The sequence below is a fragment of the Rhodococcus sp. NPDC058505 genome, from assembly GCF_042720095.1.
In the GTDB taxonomy this organism is placed as follows: Bacteria; Actinomycetota; Actinomycetes; order Mycobacteriales; family Mycobacteriaceae; genus Rhodococcus_G.
This window is the reverse complement of record NZ_JBHXNB010000003.1, coordinates 214,603-231,661: the sequence shown is the minus strand read 5'-3', so window position 1 is coordinate 231,661 and position 17,059 is coordinate 214,603. Positions and strand designations below refer to the sequence as shown.

Below are 17,059 nucleotides of genomic sequence, written 5' to 3'. Positions count from 1 at the left end.
GACCGCAACCCCGTTCCGTAAGATAGGCAAGCCTTCCCTACGATGGGTGGCCGCGCCCCATGACGATCCCGGAGATTCGCCTTGGCCTCGACAACCCGTCCCGACCCCGGGCTCGCCATCCTCATCAGCTGCTTCACCACCGCCCGGCTCGACCTGCTGCTCGCGGGCATCGAGCGGGCGCGCGCCCAACTGCGGGACGGTGACGAGGTGATCGTCGTCGTCGACCACAACCCCGAATTGCTCTCGATCCTCCGGCAGCGCTGCCCGTCCGACGTCACCCTCACCCCGAACCGGCACCGCCGCGGGCTGTCCGGGGCACGCAACACCGGTCTGGAGTTCGCCGCCGCCGAGATCGTTGTCTTCCTCGACGACGACGCCTCGGTCCGTCCGCACGCCCTCGACGCCGTGCGAACCGCGTTCACCGACCCCGCCGTTGTCGCGATCGGCGGTGCGGTGCACGCGAACTGGGAATCCGGCCACCCGCCTGGCTGGTTCCCCGACGAGTTCGGATGGGTGGTCGGCTGCGACTACCGCGGCCTGCCCGCGGACGGCGCCGAGATCCGCAATCCGATCGGTGCCGCAATGGCGGCCCGCCGCGCCGAACTGCAGAAGATCGGCGGCTTCTCCGACCGGCTCGGCCGGGTCGGCGCCGTGCCGGCAGGGTGCGAGGAAACCCTGATGGGAATCGAGCTGCGACAGCAGTTTCCGGGCACCCGGATCGTCCGGGTCACCGGTTTCGCCGTGGACCACGCCGTGCCGGACCACCGGGCGACGGTGCGCTACTTCGTCTCCCGCTGCAGGCACGAGGGCCGCTCGAAGGCGGTGCTCACCGGCATGGTGGGGGCCGACGCCGGACTGTCCGCGGAACGCAGCTTCGTGGTGCGCACCCTCGGCACCGGGGTGCTGCGGTACCTGCGGCGGACGGTGGCCGGTCGGGACCGGTCCGCACTGACCCGCATCCTGACGCTGACCCTCGGCCTGGCCGTGACCGTGGCCGGCACCGCCGAGGGCATGCTGCGCCGGGGGACTGCCGGGTCCGACCGCGCTGCCGCTGCGCTTCCCCTGGCCGCCGGGGATCCCGCGGTCGACGAGGACGAACTCGTGACGATCGTGATCCCGACCGTCGGGCGTGGCTCCCTGCGCACCACCGTGCGGGCCGTGCTCGCGCAGCAGCACCACACCATCGAGCTGATCGTCGTCGACAACCGGCCACACCGCGGCGCCGTTGCGCGCGCGCTGGACGGGATCGACGATCCGCGCCTGCGCATCGTCGACCAGCCGGTGCCGGGGGTGTCGGCCGCCCGGAACCTGGGGCACCACCACGCGAGCGGCCGGATCGTCGCCTTCACCGACGACGACGCCCTGCCCGACCCCGGCTGGATCACCGGCATCGTCGCGAGCTTCCGGGCCGATCGCGGCGGTGCGGTCGGCGCGGTGACCGGGCGCGTTCTCGGCACCGAGGCAACCAACCGCATGCAGGAATGGTTCGAGGAGGCGAAGGTCTTCGACAAGGGCGAGTCCGCGACCGTGTGGGCGCTACGCACCCACGAAACGGACCCGGCGCTCGGCGACTTCGGCGCCCACGGGCCCTTCTTCCCCTACACCGCGGGCGAGTGCGGGTCGGGCAACAACATGGCCTTCCGGTCGAGCGCGCTGACGTCCATCGGGGGATTCGATGAGCGCCTCGGCACCGGAACCCCCACCCGCGGCGGCGAGGACCTCGACGCGTTCCGCGCCACCCTGCTGCGGGGCTGGTCGATCGCCTACAACCCGGACGCCGTCGTCCGGCACTACCACCGCGACAACATGGCCGACCTGCGCACGCAGAGCTACGGATACGGCACCGGGATGGCGGCGTCGCTGACGAAATTCGTCGGCACCGGGCAGCTGTGGCCGATCCTGTCGCGTGTCCCGCGGGGACTCCACATGCTGCTGTCCCCCGCCTCCGCGAAGAACGCCGACGTCCCGTCCGACTGGCCGCTGCACCTGCGGGCCCTCGAGGCGTGGGGCTACCTGACCGGACCGGTGCTGTTCGTCCGCAGTCACCTAGGGGCCCGGCGGACCGGAGCGACCCGATGACCGCGACGGACCTGCCCACCGACCACCTCACCGCCGCCAGGCGAACCGAGGTCCGGTACGGCTGGCGGCCGCGGCCTGCGCTGCTCCTCGGCGCCGTCGTCGCGGCGCTCATGCTCGCGTTGAACCTGCTGGTCGCCACCGGGTCCGCGGACCTCGTTCCCACCCCGATCCGGATCCTGGTCGTGCTTGCCGGCGCCACCCTGGTCCCCGGCCTCCCCGTGGTGGTGGCCCTGCGGATCCCCGGGCGGGCGCTGTTCGCGTCTCTGGTCGTGTCGGTCTCGCTGGCAACGACGATCCTCGCCGCCCAGTTCACGATGGTCCCGCAGTGGTGGAATCCGGCGACCGTGCAGACCCTGCTCGCGGCCGGATCCCTGCTTGCCTGTGTGCTGGTGCGCCGCACCGTTCCCGCCGACATCGCCTGCCCGCGCAGCGAACTGCACTACCTGCGGTCCTGGAGTCGGGCCCGCACGACCAGCCTGGTCGCGCTCACCGCATCGATCGTCCTGTTCGCGGTCGCGGCGGCGACCCTGGACTATCTCGACGCCGGGCGCTACGGGATCATCACGCAGATCGGGGTCGTGTACGCGCTCGGGCTCGTCGTCCTGTGCGGCACCATCGTGGCCGGGCTCACCCGCCCGCGTATCGACCCGGTCGTGATGTCCGCGGCGACGCTGGTGCTGATCGGCTACACGACGATGCTCGTCCCGGCCGCCAGCGGCCAGACGACGGTGCCCACCGCGTTCGTGCACCGCGGCTTCATCGCGGCCCTTGCCCAGGGTGAGCGGCTCCCCGACGCGATCGACGCCCGGTTCAGCTGGGCCGGGTTCTTCTCCGCCGGAGCGCATCTGGTGACGGTCGCCGACCTTCCCGACGCGACCGCGCTGCTGGCATGGGCGCCGCTGTTCATGGGCGCCCTGCTCGCCTTCCCGCTGTACGCGATCGCGATCGCAATCACCGGCCGGGCCCGTCTGGCCTGGCTGGCGGTGATCCTCTACCAGCTGTTCAACTGGTATCAGCAGGACTACTTCGCTCCGCAGGCGGTCGCGATGGTGTTCTACGCGACCGTCATCGCAACCCTGCTCTGGCAGCTGCGCCGGGCCCCGCTTCCCGGCATCGGTCCCGGGGTCGGACGGTTCCTGATCGACGCGCCGCGGCGCACCCCGGGGCTGGTCCCCGGTTTCGGATCGGTTCGCACCCTGGCACTCGGCGCCGTGCTGCTGCTGGTGCTCGTGGCGAACACGGTCACCCACCAGATCACGCCGATCCTGGCGATCATCGCGCTCGCCTTCTTCTCGCTGTTCGGCCTCACCCGGTACCGGACACTGTGGCTCGCCGCGGGTCTCGTCTTCGCCGCCTGGTTCAGCTACGGCGCCACCGACTTCTGGACCGGTCACCTGCAGTCGATCTTCGACGAGCTCGGCCAGATCGGTAACTCCGTGAACCGCGGTGTCGGCGACCGCATCTCCGGCGATCCCGACTATCAGCAGATGCAGTACCTGCGGATGGCGGCCTCCGGCCTGTTCGCCTGCGTCGCGTTCGTCGGATGGCTGCTCGCCCGGGGCCGCCGGGCCTGGCTGGTTGCGGGCGCGCTGTGCGCTGCCCCGTTCACCCTGGTGCTGCTGCAGAGTTACGGCGGCGAGATGATCATCCGCTGCTTCGTCTACGCGTCGCCGGTCCTCGCGCCGTTCGCGGCAATCGCCGTTGCCCGCGGTATTACCCTGATCCGCCGCCGATCGGCGGTGCGCGCCAGGGGCGCCCGCCCGGTGGCGCTGGTCGCGGGAACCGTCATCCTCGTGGTGCTCGGCGTGCTGCTGACCACCAACCGCGGCCTGAACACGGCGTTCGAAGCGTCGACGACCGAACAGGTCGCGATCACCGACGAGTTCATCGCCGCCGTCCCCCCGGACACCACGATCATGTCGTGGTCGCACGCCCCGCACAGCAGCGGTGTCCGCCGCACCCTGGACCCGCGTGGCCCGCGGATGATGTTCATCGACAGCTACCCGTGCCTCGACGACCTCGCCAACTGCGCGAGGACCCGGGACCCGTCATACCTGTACCTCACGACTCAGGGCACCGGCATGCTGCGGTTGCAGTACGGCATGTCGCAGCGGTATCTCGACGACCAGGTGCGGGCCATCCTCTCCGGGGGTCGGTACCTGCCGATGCTCGAGCGCGAGAGCATCACCATCCTGCGCCGCGTCGACTCCCCCGTCATCGAATTCGAGACCTCATGAACCTGACCGTCCTGTTCTTCCTGCTCGCCGCCGCCCTGCTGGTGGCGGGGGTGCTGCTGCGCGAACGTGAGGTGCCGGACACCGGTGGCATCGGCAGACGCCCACCCGCCCAGGTGATCTCGCTGCTGCTCGCGTCCTGCGTGGTGACGGCGGCGGTGCTGACGTTCGCCCGGCTGATCGCGATGGCCGTATGACCCGTCGCCCCCTCCGGGTGGTCGCGGCGGCACTGGCCGTTGCCACCTGCGCCGCCTGCACGATCCCGACCGACGACCCGACGACCGTGCAAGCCCCGACGCCGGACGGCCCGGGGAGCGCCGCGGTCGCCGAGGTCGACTGCGGGCAGGGCCAGATCCCCGGCGGCACACCGGTCCCGGTCGGCGACCTGCCCGGCTGGAAGCAGATCTTCACCGACGAGTTCGACCGCTGCGAACTCGGCAGGCAGTGGAGCACCTACAGCGGCCAACCCGGCGGCAATCCGCACGGCTGGTGGGACGGAAAGATGGTGCAGGTCTACGGCGGTGCACTGAACCTGCTGTCGGAGCGCAGCGGCGACGGGTGGGTCAGCGGCGGCGTCTCGAACTTCCCGGTGACCCAGCAGTACGGCCGCTGGGAGATCCGGATGCGGGCCGACCGCAGCGACGACATCTCGTACCACATGCTGTTGTGGCCACAGCGCGAGCAGTGGCCCCCGGAGATCGATTTCGCCGAGTCCGCCAGCGGCGAGCGGACCCAGCTGGACGCCTTCCTGCACTGGGTCGGCGACGACGGGAACCGGAAGTCCCACGCGATCGTCACCGGCGACTTCTCCGAGTGGCACACGGTCGGTGTGGAATGGGGGCCCGGCATCATCCGCTACCTGCTCGACGGAAAGGTCTGGGCGGAGGCGCATTCGGAGACGATGGTGCCGGACGAACCGATGTGGCTGGGGCTGCAGGCGGAGGCGGGCGCCTGCGAGCGGAGGGCCGACTGGGGCATCGAACCGTGCTCGGAGACCGATCCCCTTCGCCCGGACCGGGTTGCGGTGCAGGTGGACTGGGTGACGGTGTACGAGCCGGTGATGTCCGATCTGGAGTGGATGCAGGAGCGCGGCGCGTTCGATCCCGACCCGGACGTGGTTCAGATGTCCGAGGACGGCTGAGCACCGACGGCATCCCGGTCCAGTGACCGCAGCGCCCGCAGCAGGGGCACCGCGAGTACCGCGGCCGACGCGGATTCGGCGACGAGGTACGCCAGCCCCATCGCGGCAAGCCCGTGGTCGCCGATCAGCGCGACGCTCAGCCCGAGGATCAGGGCCGCGTTGCCAATCTGGACCATGATGGCCAGGGTCAGCCTGCGCCGGACCCTGGCGATCGCGGTGTACGCGAACGCGATCGACGCGGGCAGCACCGCAACGGCGGCGAGCCGCAGCAGCGGTGTTCCGGTCTCGGCGTACTCGGCTCCGACGACGTCGAGGAGGACCGGGCCGAGGATCGCGAACAGTACCACCGCTCCGGCCGTCACCGCGGCGAGCACCAGGAGGAATCGGCGGGTCAATTCCCGCACCCGGTCCGGGTCGGCGGCAACGCCGGACACGTACGGGCCCATCAGCATCGTCATCAGGACGAGCACCGCCGAGACGAGCGACCAGGCGATCGCAAAGTGCGCGTTGGCGTTCGCGCCGAGCCGGGTCACGACAATCAGGGGAAGCATCAGCGGCGCAAGCGCTCCCACCACGTAGATCCCATAGGATCCGGCGAGGTAGGTACCCATCTCGCGGGCGGGCGGCAGCGCGGGCGGGACGTCCCTCAACCCGGGTCCACGCAGCCGACGGGCGACGGCGACGCCGAGCACCGCAGCGCCGATCAACGCGGGCACCGTCCAGGTCCAGACGATCGCCACTCGCGACGCGGTGAACGCGAGCGCGGCCGCGGCGACGAGCTTGACCGCCGCGTGGACCACATTCTTGGTTGCGGCCCACCCGGCCTCCCGCAACCCGACGGCGGTGTGGTCGAGCAGGGCGAACCAGGAGAAGACCGCAACGACCAGCGGGAAGGACGCCGCCTGCAGCGGGTGGGCGAACATCTCGTCGGTCGGCCCCCAGACCAGGAACGATGCACCGAGCAGCAGCCCGCCGCACCCGCCGATCGCGAAGCCGTTCCGGACGAGGGTGGCCGCCCTGGCGCCGGCAAGCGGCAGGAACCGCTCGAACAGTGCACCGAGAGCAAGGTTTCCGAACGCCGACAGCATCGTGGCGGTGGTGATCACCGCCGACGCGGCACCCACCTCACTCGCCGGGTACAGGCGTCCGAGCACCGCCCAGTAGGCGAGGCCGAGCCCGCCGGTCAGCGCGGCGGACACGGTCAGTGCGAGGCTGTTGCGCTCGAGGCTCTTGCCCGGACCGGCACCGACCGCGGTGCGGTCGGTGGTGTCGACGAGCGTCGTCGGCGATGACCGTGGCGCCGCCGCGGTCACCGCATCAGTTCGCGCACGTCGGCACGCGCCGACTCCTTGCGAATGTGCTTGGTGTCGCGCCAGTGCTGCCATTCCTGGCCGATGGTGCGCAGCACCCGCATGCCGTCGCTGTAGGCGTTGAGGTTGCTCCGACCGTGGATGCGGGGTCCCTCGAAGCTGCCGACCTCCGCGATGACCAGTCCGGCGGTCGCGAGGCGGACGTTGATGACGGTCTCGATCTCGAAGCCGTCACCCCACTGGGCCCGCTGGTACTCGACGGGCGGTAGTTCGATCAGCGGGACGTGCTTGCGCCAGAAGGCGTTGTAGCCGTAGCAGAGGTCGGAGAAGTCGGTCCGGAAGATGATGTTGACCAGGCCGTTGAGGCCCTTGTTGCCGAGGTTCCGGAGGGTGGTGATGTCGGAGCTGCCGCCGCTGCCGACGAAGCGGCTGCCCTTCGCCAGGTCGGCACCGCCGACGAGCGCCTCGACGAACAGCGGGATCTCGGCCGGATCGGTGGATCCGTCGGCGTCGATCATCACGATGATGTCCTCGGTCGCGACGGCGAAGCCACAGGCGAGGGCGTTGCCCTTGCCGCTGCGGGTCTGCGTCACGACGGTCGCGTCCGGCCACAGCTCGCGCGCGACGGACACCGTGTCGTCGGTGGAATTGCCGTCCACGAACACGATCTGGTCGATTCCGTCGGGCATCCGGGAGGCAACGAACGGCAGGTTCTTCGCCTCGTTCATGGCCGGGATGATGACCGAGACCGTCGGCCGACCGGTGCCGCGCCCGGCGAGGCCCTCGACCGGGGGCGGGGCGGTGGTGCCCGCGTCCGCGCCGGAACCGTCGGTCGGTGTCGTGGTGCTCAAGTCGATAGCTCCAGTCGTGATCAGGGGGACGACCCCGCCAGGTATCGGCGAGTCCGGGCAATCTCGTTGCCCGCTGGTCGATTCGGGGGTCCCGCAGTTCGTCGAACCGCGTGTCATACAGTAGAAGGTAGGCAAGCCTAAGCAAAGCGACAGGTACCCCATGTGACGACTGTCACACAGCAGACGAGGAGCGAGGCCGCGTGCACACCCAGGTAGCGATCATCGGCGCGGGCCCCGCCGGCCTCACCCTCGCCCACATGCTCCACCTCCAGGGCATCTCCTCGGTGGTGATCGAATGCCGCGGCCGCGAGCACATCGAGACCCGCACCCGAGCGGGCATTCTCGAGCAGCCGACCGTCACACTGTTCGAGGAACTCGGAGTGGCCGACCGCCTGAATCGGGAGGGCCTGTCCCACAATGGTTTCTACGTTCGTTTTGACCGCAGCACACACCACCTGGACTTTCACCGACTGATCGGCGGCAACGCGACCGTCTATCCGCAACAGGAGGTGGTCAAGGATCTCGTCGCCCACCGGCTCGCCGCGGGCGGGCCGATCCTGTTCGACACCGCGGTGACCGCGATCGAGACGACCGCGGACGAGGCACGCCTGCGACTCGATCACCGCGGCACCACGACGGAGCTGACCGCGGACTTCGTCGCCGGCTGCGACGGCTTCCACGGAGTGAGCCGTGCGCACCTTCCCGCGGCAGGACTCCGGGAGTTCACCCGCACCTACCCGGTCGCCTGGCTCGGCATCCTGGCCCACACCACGCCGACCACCCCGGAGGGCATGTACTGCGCGCACGAGAGCGGCATCTCGGTGCACAGCATGCGCGGACCGCGAATCACCCGGCAGTACCTTCAGGTTCCGGCCGGGACCGATCTCGCCGACTGGCCCGACGACCGCATCTGGGACGAGCTGACGGTCCGCAGCGCCAGCGACGACCACCCCGAACTGGAGCGGGGCGAGATCGTCGACCGCTCACTGGCGCCGCTGCGGTCGTATGTCTGCGAGACGATGCAGCACGGCAGGCTGTTCCTGCTTGGCGACGCGGCCCACATCGTCCCGCCCACCGGCGCCAAGGGCCTCAACCTCGCGGTCTCCGACGCCTGCGTCCTCTCCCACGCCCTCGGCGGGTGGTACCGGGCCGGGACCCGCGCCCATCTCGACGCCTACAGCCAGACGTGCCTGCCCCGGGTCTGGAAGGCGCAACACTTCTCGTGGACCCTGACCACGACCCTGCACGCCATCTCGGACGACCCGATGGACTGGCCGCTGCGTCGGGCCCGGCTGGCGCGCTGGGTGGAGTCGGAGGCCGAGCAGGCCGCGCTCGGCGAGGTCTACCTCGGCCTTCCGTTCCCCACCCCGTGGCGGCACCCGGCCGCCTGAGCGTGATCCGGGAGGGCCCGCTACCCTCCCCGCTGGCGTTTGTGTAGCCTACCCTAATTACGCGAGGCCCCCGGGCCGTTCCCACGCATGCGTGCTGTCCGAATTGGAGTCCGGTCGATGCTCAGCTTCCCCACGCCCCACCGCACTCAGCCCCTGAGCGGCAAGGGCATTCGCATGTCCCGGATCACCGACCACGGGCGGACGATGATCGTGCCGATGGACCACTCGGTCACCGTCGGACCGCTCGGCAGCGCCGACCACACCGACAGCCTCGTCCGCACCCTCGCCAATGCCGGGGCCAACGCCGTCGTGCTGCACCGCGGCCGGGCCAAGCTGGTCGACCCGTCGTCGTTCTCCCGGATGGGGCTGATCGTGCACCTGTCCGCCGGGACCACCCGCAGCATCGACCTGCACGCCAAGGTGCTCGTCGCCGGCGTCGAGGACGCCGTGCGGTCGGGAGCCGACGCCGTCAGCGTGCACGTGAACATCGGGTCGCCCACCGAACGCGAGCAGCTCACCGACCTCGGCGCCGTGTCGAGGGAGTGCGACCTGCTCGGCGTCCCCCTGCTTGCGATGATGTACGCCCGCGGACCGCTGCGCGCGGATCTCCCCCCGGACACCGACGAACTGGCCCACCTGGCCGCGATCGCAACCGATCTCGGCGCCGACCTGGTCAAGCTCGACTACTGCGGTGACCCGGACGCGATGCGCGGGGTTGTCGAGTCCTGCCCCATCCCGATCTGCGTCGCGGGTGGTCCCGGATCCGGCGGCGATGAGCAGACCATCGCGCTCGGCGCGGAGGTGCTCTCGTCCGGCGTCGCCGGGTTGAGCTTCGGCCGCACCGTGTTCGAGGCACGGGACCCCTACGGCGTCACCGCCGCGCTCGCCCGGCTCGTCCACTCCCCCGTCGCCGTCGAACTCGAAAGCGCCTGACGGCAGCCGACCCACCGCTCCACGACCCGAAGGGAACCCGTCCGCACATGGACAGCACCATCGTCACCGACCAGATCGTCCCCGCAGCGGGCGCAGGCTCGGACACCCGCCGCACTCCGATCAGCCGGGAGGGCCACTTCGCGTGGCTCGACGTGCGCGCGGTGGACCGGGACCTGCTACCCGCGATCGTTCAGGCGGCACTGCACCACCGGATCGACGGCATCCTGTCCGACTCGGTCGCGACGTTCGAGGGACTGCCGCCGACGGTGCGCCGCATCCTCGCCGTCGCCGCCCCCGTCGCCGCGGACTTCCCGTACGACGCGGTGGATCTGGTGGTCGTCGCCGACCGCGCCGACGTGCACTCCCCGCACATCGGGCACACCCCCGACCGCGGTGTGCACGTTATCGTCTCGGACGCCCCGACGTTGCAGGTGGCGTGCGAGGTGGTCCGCGAGGTTCCGTGGACGCTGCTCACCTTCACCGACCCGACCAAGATCCCGCTCGAGATTGTCATCGCCGCCGCCGAGAACTCCGGCGGCCGGACGATCACCACGGTCACCGACATCGAGGACGCCGAGATCGTCAAGCTCGTCCTCGAGCACGGGTCCGACGGACTGCTGCTTGCGCCCCGCACCGCCGACGACGTGGTGAAGCTGGCGCGCATCGTCGACCACCGGCTCGAGGGCATGGAGCTCTCCGAACTGGTCGTCACCAAGGTCGAGCACATCGGCATGGGCGACCGCGCCTGCATCGACACCTGCTCGCTCCTCGAGCTCGACGAGGGCTGCCTGATCGGGTCCTTCTCCACCGGCATGTTCCTGTCCTGCAGTGAGACCCACCCCCTGCCGTACATGCCCACCCGACCGTTCCGGTGGAACGCGGGCGCGGTGCACTCGTACGTGCTCGGGCCGGACAACCGCACCCGCTACGTCAGCGAACTGCAGGCGGGCTTCCCGATCCTCGCCGTTCGCACCGACGGCAGCGTCCGCGAGGTGCGGATCGGCCGGGTCAAGATCGAGAAGCGCCCGCTGATCTCGATCACCGCGGTCGCGCCGAACGGAAAGAACGTCAACGTGATCGCGCAGGACGACTGGCACGTGCGGCTGCTCGGCCCCGGTGGCAGCGTCAACAACGTCACCGAACTGGCCCCCGGCGACACCCTGCTCGGCTACGTCCCGACCGAGGCCAGGCATGTGGGACTGCCGATCACCGAGTTCTGCGACGAGCGTTAGGACCGTGAGCACGACGACGCCCGAGGTTCTCTGGTACATCGGGGCGAACGACGGTGCGGCGCCGTGGGATCCGCGGCATCGCTTCCCGCCGTCCTTCGCCGCGCTGCGTGAGCAGGCCCACACTCTCGACCGGCTCGGGTACTTCGGCGCCCTGACCACCGCGCGGGAGGCGATCTCCCTGGTCGCCGACACCGAGCGGCTGCGGTTCCTGGTCCCCGAGTACCCGGGCGTCAAGCCGCCCGCACTGCTCGCCGAGGAGGCGCAGGTCTTCGACCAGTACTCCGGCGGACGATTGATCTACAACCAGGTGAACGGTGCCGACCCGGTGCTGTCCCGGTACGGCCGCTTCCACTCGAAGTCCGAGCGCTACGCGATGTCGGCGGAGTACTGGTCGCTGGTCAGGCGGCTCTACCTCGACGACACCGACGCCCACGCCGGAACGCACTTCGAGTACGGCCCGCGGTACAAGCCCGCGATCGCCGGGCCCCGGCAGCCCGGCGGTGTCCCGCTGTGGGGCACCGGCGCGTCGCCGGAGGGCATCGCGCACGCCGCGCAGGTGCTCGACGCGTACCTCATGTTCATGAGCCCGGCGCAGGCGATGGACACGGTGTTCAGCAGGGTCCGCGCGGCCGCCGCCGACACGGGTCGGGAACTGCGGTTCGGGGTGCTGGCGAGCGTGCTGGTCCGGGAGACCGAGGAGGCGGCCTGGGAACGCTTCGAATGGCAACTCGCGCAGACCGATCCGGCGTCGGTGCTCGCCACCGCGGACCGCAACCTCACCAGCTTCGGGTTCCCCCCGCTGGCGGAGCTGACCTCCGACGACCCGCAGGTCCGGGCGCGGATCGCGGCGCTGCGCGCGGGGCGGTTGCCGACCCGGGCCGAGCTGGAGTACGCGCCGAACCAGGCCGCCGGACTGACCACCTGGACCGGGGCCGAGCCGCCGTTCGACGTGGCGGGCAAGGGCACCGGCAACTACCTGGTCGGCAGCGCCGACAACGTGGCCGCCCGGATCCGGGAGCTGTCCGAGCAGCTGGGCATCGACATCTGGATCCTGTCCGGGTGGCCGCTGATCGACGAGGCCCGGGCCGTTGCGGAACTGCTCTTTCCCCGACTCGGGATCCGCACCGGTGTCTGAGCTCCCCGGTGACGGTGCCGTTCACCCCGTCCAACCGGTCACAGGTGCCCTTCACCGGGGGGCGCCGGACCTGGCGACGCCGCAGCGCGGCTACGCGCCGTTCGCGGTGCCGTGGACGTCGATCCGGGAGCGGTTCGCGGTGGTGGCGGCGGCCCTGCCCGACGAGTTGGCGGTGGTCTGCCGCGGCGAGTCGATCACCTACGCGGCGCTGCACGCGCGGGCGGCGGCCGGGGCCCGCGCCCTGGTGTCCCGGCTGGGCGGGGTGCGCCGACCCGTCGCGATCGACACCGACTGCAGCCTCGACTGCGTCGTCACGATCGTGACCATCCTGCTGTCGGGGAATCCGTTGGTGCTGCTGGACTCCCGACTTCCTGACGAGCGCCGCACCGACATCCTCGCCCGCAGCGGCGCCCTCCGCTACCGGGCCGCCGACCTCGAACCGGCCGATGCGGGCGCGCCGCTGCCCGCCGTCGCCCGCACCGATACCGCGGTGCTGCTGTTCACGTCCGGGTCGACCGGCAGGCCGAAGGCGGTGCGGCAGGGGCAGCGGCAGTGGCTGAACCAGGCGGCGGACTTTCACACCACCCTCGGGATCGGTGCGGGCGACCGGGTCGGGATGGCCCTGCCGATCAGCTTCGGCGGCGGCATGGACGTGGTGGTCAGCGCGCTGCTCAACGGCGCGACGCTGCACTACCTCGACCCGCGCGAGATCGGCAGCGACGCACTGCCGCAGTGGATCCCCGGCGAAGCGCTGACCACCCTGCACGCCACCCCGTCGCTGCTGCGCGCGGTGCTGACGGTGTGCGCGGGCGGACCCGCGCTCGGCAGGCTCCGACTGGTCACCACCTGCGGCGAGGCGGTGCACGGCGACGATGTGACCGCGCTGCGCACACAGCTGGGGCCGCACAGTGTCTACTGCAACCTGTCCGGCTCGTCGGAGACCGGGAACCTGGCGTTCAATGTGTTTCCGCCGGAGCGGCCGATCCCGGACCGGGTCCTCCCGGTCGGGGTGGTTGCCGCAAACAAGACGGTTCGCCTGCTCGGCCCCGACGACACGCCGGTCCGGCCGGGGGAGGTCGGGGAGATCGTCGTCGACTCCGACTACCTCGCCGAGGGCTATCACGTGGACCGCGACGGCGGGGCCGGCGCCGACGTCGACCGGTTCGGTGTGACCGCCGCAGGCGCCAGGTACTTCCGGATGGGCGACCTTGGCCGGTTCGACGGGAACGGGGACCTGCATCTGGTCGGGCGCGGCGACGACGCCGTCAAGGTCCGCGGCTATCTCGTCGAGCCAGCGGAGGTGGAGTCGGCGCTGCGCAGGCTGCCCGCGGTGAACGAGGCGGTGGTGCTCGCGCGCAGCACCGATGCCGGGCCCGCGCTGGTCGGCTATGCCGCGGTCCGGCCGGACGGCCGGGCGCCATCTGCGGCCGATCTGCGACGGGACCTGCGGGCCGCATTGCCGGACTGGATGATCCCGGCGCACCTGGTCCTGCTTCCCGCGCTGCCGCGCAACGAGCGGGGCAAGGTGGATCGGTCCGCGCTGCCCGGGCCCGCGCCGCGGCCGCCGGTGGTCCCGCCCGCCGCAGGCACCGAGACCGACCTCGCCGCCCTGTGGGCGGAGATCCTCGGCGTCGAGCGGGTCGGCCGCGACGACGACTTCACCGCCCTGGGCGGGGACTCGCTGCAAACCCAGCAGATGCTGACCCGGGCAGGTGAACGGTTCGGGGTGGCGCTCACGTCCGCGACGCTGGCGAACCATCCCACCCTGCACCGGTTCGCCGGGCACCTCGACGCGCACGCCGGGGGCGCGGGTGGCTCGGTGCTGGTCCCGCTGTCCCCGACCGGGACCGGCACCCCGGTGTTCGCCGTCGCCGGGGCGGGCTCCACCGCACTGGCGCTGCTGCCCCTCGCGCGCGAACTCGACCGCCCCGTGTACGGGTTGCAGGCGCACGGCCTCGAGGGCCGCGGGCTGCCGGACTGGACGGTGGCCGCCGCCGCCCGCCGCTACCTGCGCGAGATCCGCAGGGTGCAGCCGCGCGGCCCGTACACCCTCGTCGGGCACTCCCTCGGCGGTGTGATCGCGATGGAGGTGGCCCGGCGACTGGAGGCGGCCGAGGACACCGTGCACGCGGTGGTGTGCCTGGACACCCTGCTCGGCGGACCGCTCTCGGTCGGCGGGCCGAATCTGCCCCGGACCGCGGACACTCCGCCCGCGGTGGCGGCGGCGCCGCCGTCCCGCCATGACCTGTGGCGCACCCGGCTCCGACTGGTCACCGCGGGCCTCGTGCCCCGGCCCGCCCAGCAGCAGTGGGACCTGTTCCACGAGGTGGGTCGGCGGGTGGCGCTGCTGCACCGACTCCGCCCGTGGCACGGCCGGGTCGCGGTGGTGATGGCCGAGGACAACCCGGACGATCCGGCCTGGTGGCCGATCGTCGCGCCGAACGTGGTTGCGGTGGACCGGGTTCCCGGCGATCACGTCGGAATGCTGCGCGCCCCGCACGTGGCCCGCACGGCGGCGCTGGTCCGCACCGCCCTGGAGCCGACCCGATGACGGACCGGTTCGCGGTGCTGGTCCTCGCGCACCACCAGCCGCGGGTGCTCGCCGCGCTCCTCGCGTCGCTGCGGCACCCGGCGATCGACGTGTACGTGCACGTCGATGCCGACTCCGACCTCGACCCGTTCCTCGCTGCCGCACCGCAGCGGGCGGGGCTGACGTACCTGCGGGGCAGGCGGCCGGTCCGCTGGGGCGGCAGGAGCGTCGTCCTAGCCACGCTGGATCTGCTTGCCGCAGCAGCCGATTCGAAATCGCATTACCGGAGGTTCACACTGCTGTCGGGGCAAGATCTGCTGATCGCCCCGCTCGACACGGTGCTGCGGGTGTGGTCCGGGCGCACCGAATACCTGCGCATCGACCGCCGGGTCCGCGAGCCGGGGACCGTGCGCGCCAGGCAGATCGCGCGCCGCCACTTCCCCGATGACCGGGTCCGGTGGCGCCAGCTCCTCGACGGCCGGATCCCGCGCCGCGTCGACGACACCGTTGACCTGCTCCAGGGTTCGCAGTGGTGGTCGCTGACCGACGCGGCGGTCGAGCACGTCCACGGATTCCTCGCCGCCAACCCGGCATGGCTGCGGTTCCACCGGCACACCCGGTGCCCGGACGAGGTGGTCTTCCACTCGATCGTCGCGGCGTCCCCGGTGGCGCATCGGATCGCCCAGCCGCTGGGCAGGCCGGGCGCCACCGACGGCAGCGACCCGGTGCACGGCCTGCACCACATCGACTGGTCCGACCCCGCCGCGATCAGCCCCCGCGTGCTCGGCGCCCCCGACGAGGCATCGCTGCGGGCCTCACCGGCACTGTTCGCCCGCAAGGTCGACGACTCCTCGCTGGCGCTGATTGACGCGTTCGCCGCGAACCCGGCGGGGCCGCGGTGAGCCCGCGGGCGACGCGGCTCACCGCGTTGGAGTCGAATGCCGCGGCGCTGATGCTGTCGTCGGTGGTGACCGGGGCGCTCGGCCTGGTGTACTGGGCCGTCGCGGAACGGTTCTTCGCGACCGCGGAGGTGGGGCGGGCGTCGGCGGTGATCAGCACCGCGACGATGCTGGCCTCGGTGTCCTGCCTGTCCCTCGGCGGCGCCTATCAGCGGTTCCTTCCGGTCGCCGGCCGCGCGTCGGCTCGGCTGATCGTCGGCGGGCTCGCCGTGACCGCCACCGTGGCTGCCCTGCTCGGCGTGCTGTTCCTGCTGCTGAATCCGTCCAATACCCGACTGTTCGCCGCCACCGCCGAGTACGTGGCGTTCCCGTTCCTCGTCGTCGCGTTCGCCGTGTACGCGCTGACCGATCCGATCCTCACCGGGCTCCGGCTCGCGAAGGCGGTTGCGGTCAAGAACATCGCCCTGTCGGTGCTGAAGATCGTTCCGGTCGTCGCGCTGGCGGGGGCCGGATCGGCGATGGCGCTCAGCGGATCGTGGGCGGTGCTGGCGTTCGGGGTGACGGCGGTCGCGGTGTTTCACCTGCTCCGCGTTGCCCGCGGTCGCGGGGAGATCGCGCCGCAGCTGCCGCCGGGGCGGGAACTGATCGCGTTCCAGGGCGTCTACTTCACGATGACCCTGGTGCTGACGGTGACGCCGCTGATGCTGCCGCTGATCGTGGTGTCGCAGCTGGGAACCGAGCAGAACGCCTACTTCAACCTGGCGTGGACGATGTGCTCGGCGGTGGGCCTGCTGCGCAGCGCGGTGGGATCGTCGTTCGTGGTGGAGGCGTCCGCGCCGGATGCGGACCGGGCAGCGCTGCTGCGCAGGCTGCTCCGGATGCTGGGGGCGGTCGCGGTGGTGTCCGCCGCTGGCCTCGCGGTCGGCGGGCCGCTGGTGCTGTACCTGGTGAGCCCGGCATACTTCCACGCGGCCACCGGGCTGGTGCTGGTGATGGCGGCGGATTCCCTGGTCGGCACCGTGGTGCTGCTGTATTTCCTGCTCGCCCAGATCCTGCGGAGGCTGCGGCTGATGCTCGTCATCCAGATCCTGATCGTGGCGACCACGCTCGCGGTCACGCTGGCCCTGGTGCCGAGGCTGGGCCTGATCGGTGTCGGGTGGGGGTCGTTGACCGCCCAACTCGTCGCGGTGGCGGTACTGGCGGTCCCGCTTCGGCGGGCGATCACCGATCTCGTGCGCTCCGCGCCCGTGCGTGAGTTTTACCCCGATCGGGGTAAAACTCACGCACAGTTCCGTGGCTGAGGGCGCGGCCGGGGAGTCCTCCC

13 protein-coding genes are annotated in these 17,059 nt (G+C 71.4%); 11 read left to right on the top strand and 2 right to left on the bottom strand.

Going from position 1 to position 17,059, the window contains the following annotated elements; all coding sequences use genetic code 11:
- Positions 1 to 81 precede the first annotated feature (81 nt).
- Genes ACFWPA_RS04040 through ACFWPA_RS04025 form a run of 4 tightly spaced genes read left to right on the top strand, consistent with a single transcriptional unit; the run spans position 82 to position 5,454 of the window.
- Positions 82 to 2,079, top strand: coding sequence for a glycosyltransferase (locus ACFWPA_RS04040; protein ID WP_378505761.1), 1,998 nt, complete (start codon positions 82 to 84; stop codon positions 2,077 to 2,079).
- Complete coding sequence (locus ACFWPA_RS04035; RefSeq protein WP_378505760.1) at positions 2,076 to 4,316, top strand: hypothetical protein; 2,241 nt, start codon at positions 2,076 to 2,078, stop codon at positions 4,314 to 4,316. The genes ACFWPA_RS04040 and ACFWPA_RS04035 overlap by 4 nt, the downstream gene beginning before the upstream one ends.
- Positions 4,313 to 4,510, top strand: a complete 198-nt coding sequence (locus tag ACFWPA_RS04030; protein ID WP_378505759.1) for a hypothetical protein — start codon at positions 4,313 to 4,315, stop codon at positions 4,508 to 4,510. The genes ACFWPA_RS04035 and ACFWPA_RS04030 overlap by 4 nt, the downstream gene beginning before the upstream one ends.
- The gene (locus tag ACFWPA_RS04025; protein WP_378505758.1) at positions 4,507 to 5,454 is read left to right on the top strand and encodes a glycoside hydrolase family 16 protein; all 948 of its coding nucleotides are present in this window, start codon (positions 4,507 to 4,509) and stop codon (positions 5,452 to 5,454) included. Before ACFWPA_RS04030 ends, ACFWPA_RS04025 begins: the two co-directional genes overlap by 4 nt.
- On the opposite strand, the gene ACFWPA_RS04020 is transcribed toward ACFWPA_RS04025, so the two are convergent.
- On the bottom strand, positions 5,433 to 6,767 hold the full coding sequence (locus ACFWPA_RS04020) for a lipopolysaccharide biosynthesis protein (protein ID WP_378505757.1): 1,335 nt from the start codon (positions 6,765 to 6,767) through the stop codon (positions 5,433 to 5,435). The genes ACFWPA_RS04025 and ACFWPA_RS04020 overlap by 22 nt on opposite strands.
- Positions 6,764 to 7,615 (bottom strand): glycosyltransferase family 2 protein, encoded by an 852-nt coding sequence (locus ACFWPA_RS04015; protein WP_378505756.1) that lies wholly within the window; start codon positions 7,613 to 7,615, stop codon positions 6,764 to 6,766. Before ACFWPA_RS04015 ends, ACFWPA_RS04020 begins: the two co-directional genes overlap by 4 nt.
- Before the next feature lie 200 nt (positions 7,616 to 7,815).
- Here ACFWPA_RS04015 and ACFWPA_RS04010 point away from each other — a divergent pair, with 200 nt between their 5' ends.
- From ACFWPA_RS04010 to ACFWPA_RS03980, 7 genes are all read left to right on the top strand, one after another.
- Positions 7,816 to 9,006, top strand: coding sequence for a 4-hydroxybenzoate 3-monooxygenase (locus ACFWPA_RS04010; protein ID WP_378569681.1), 1,191 nt, complete (start codon positions 7,816 to 7,818; stop codon positions 9,004 to 9,006).
- Positions 9,007 to 9,123: 117 nt separating this feature from the next.
- Positions 9,124 to 9,939, top strand: coding sequence for a 2-amino-3,7-dideoxy-D-threo-hept-6-ulosonate synthase (locus tag ACFWPA_RS04005; RefSeq protein WP_378505754.1), 816 nt, complete (start codon positions 9,124 to 9,126; stop codon positions 9,937 to 9,939).
- A 47-nt stretch (positions 9,940 to 9,986) separates the two neighbouring features.
- Entirely contained in the window at positions 9,987 to 11,171 is a 1,185-nt protein-coding gene (locus tag ACFWPA_RS04000) for a 3-dehydroquinate synthase II family protein (protein WP_378505753.1), read from the top strand.
- Between the two features lie 4 nt (positions 11,172 to 11,175).
- Positions 11,176 to 12,306, top strand: coding sequence for an LLM class flavin-dependent oxidoreductase (locus ACFWPA_RS03995; protein ID WP_378505752.1), 1,131 nt, complete (start codon positions 11,176 to 11,178; stop codon positions 12,304 to 12,306).
- Entirely contained in the window at positions 12,299 to 14,857 is a 2,559-nt protein-coding gene (locus ACFWPA_RS03990; RefSeq protein WP_378505751.1) for an AMP-binding protein, read from the top strand. The genes ACFWPA_RS03995 and ACFWPA_RS03990 overlap by 8 nt, the downstream gene beginning before the upstream one ends.
- Positions 14,854 to 15,738 (top strand): beta-1,6-N-acetylglucosaminyltransferase, encoded by an 885-nt coding sequence (locus ACFWPA_RS03985; protein WP_378505750.1) that lies wholly within the window; start codon positions 14,854 to 14,856, stop codon positions 15,736 to 15,738. The genes ACFWPA_RS03990 and ACFWPA_RS03985 overlap by 4 nt, the downstream gene beginning before the upstream one ends.
- Positions 15,735 to 17,036 carry a lipopolysaccharide biosynthesis protein gene (locus ACFWPA_RS03980; protein ID WP_378505749.1) on the top strand — a complete coding sequence of 434 codons (1,302 nt, stop codon included), beginning with the start codon at positions 15,735 to 15,737 and terminating at the stop codon, positions 17,034 to 17,036. The genes ACFWPA_RS03985 and ACFWPA_RS03980 overlap by 4 nt, the downstream gene beginning before the upstream one ends.
- Positions 17,037 to 17,059: the final 23 nt, after the last annotated feature.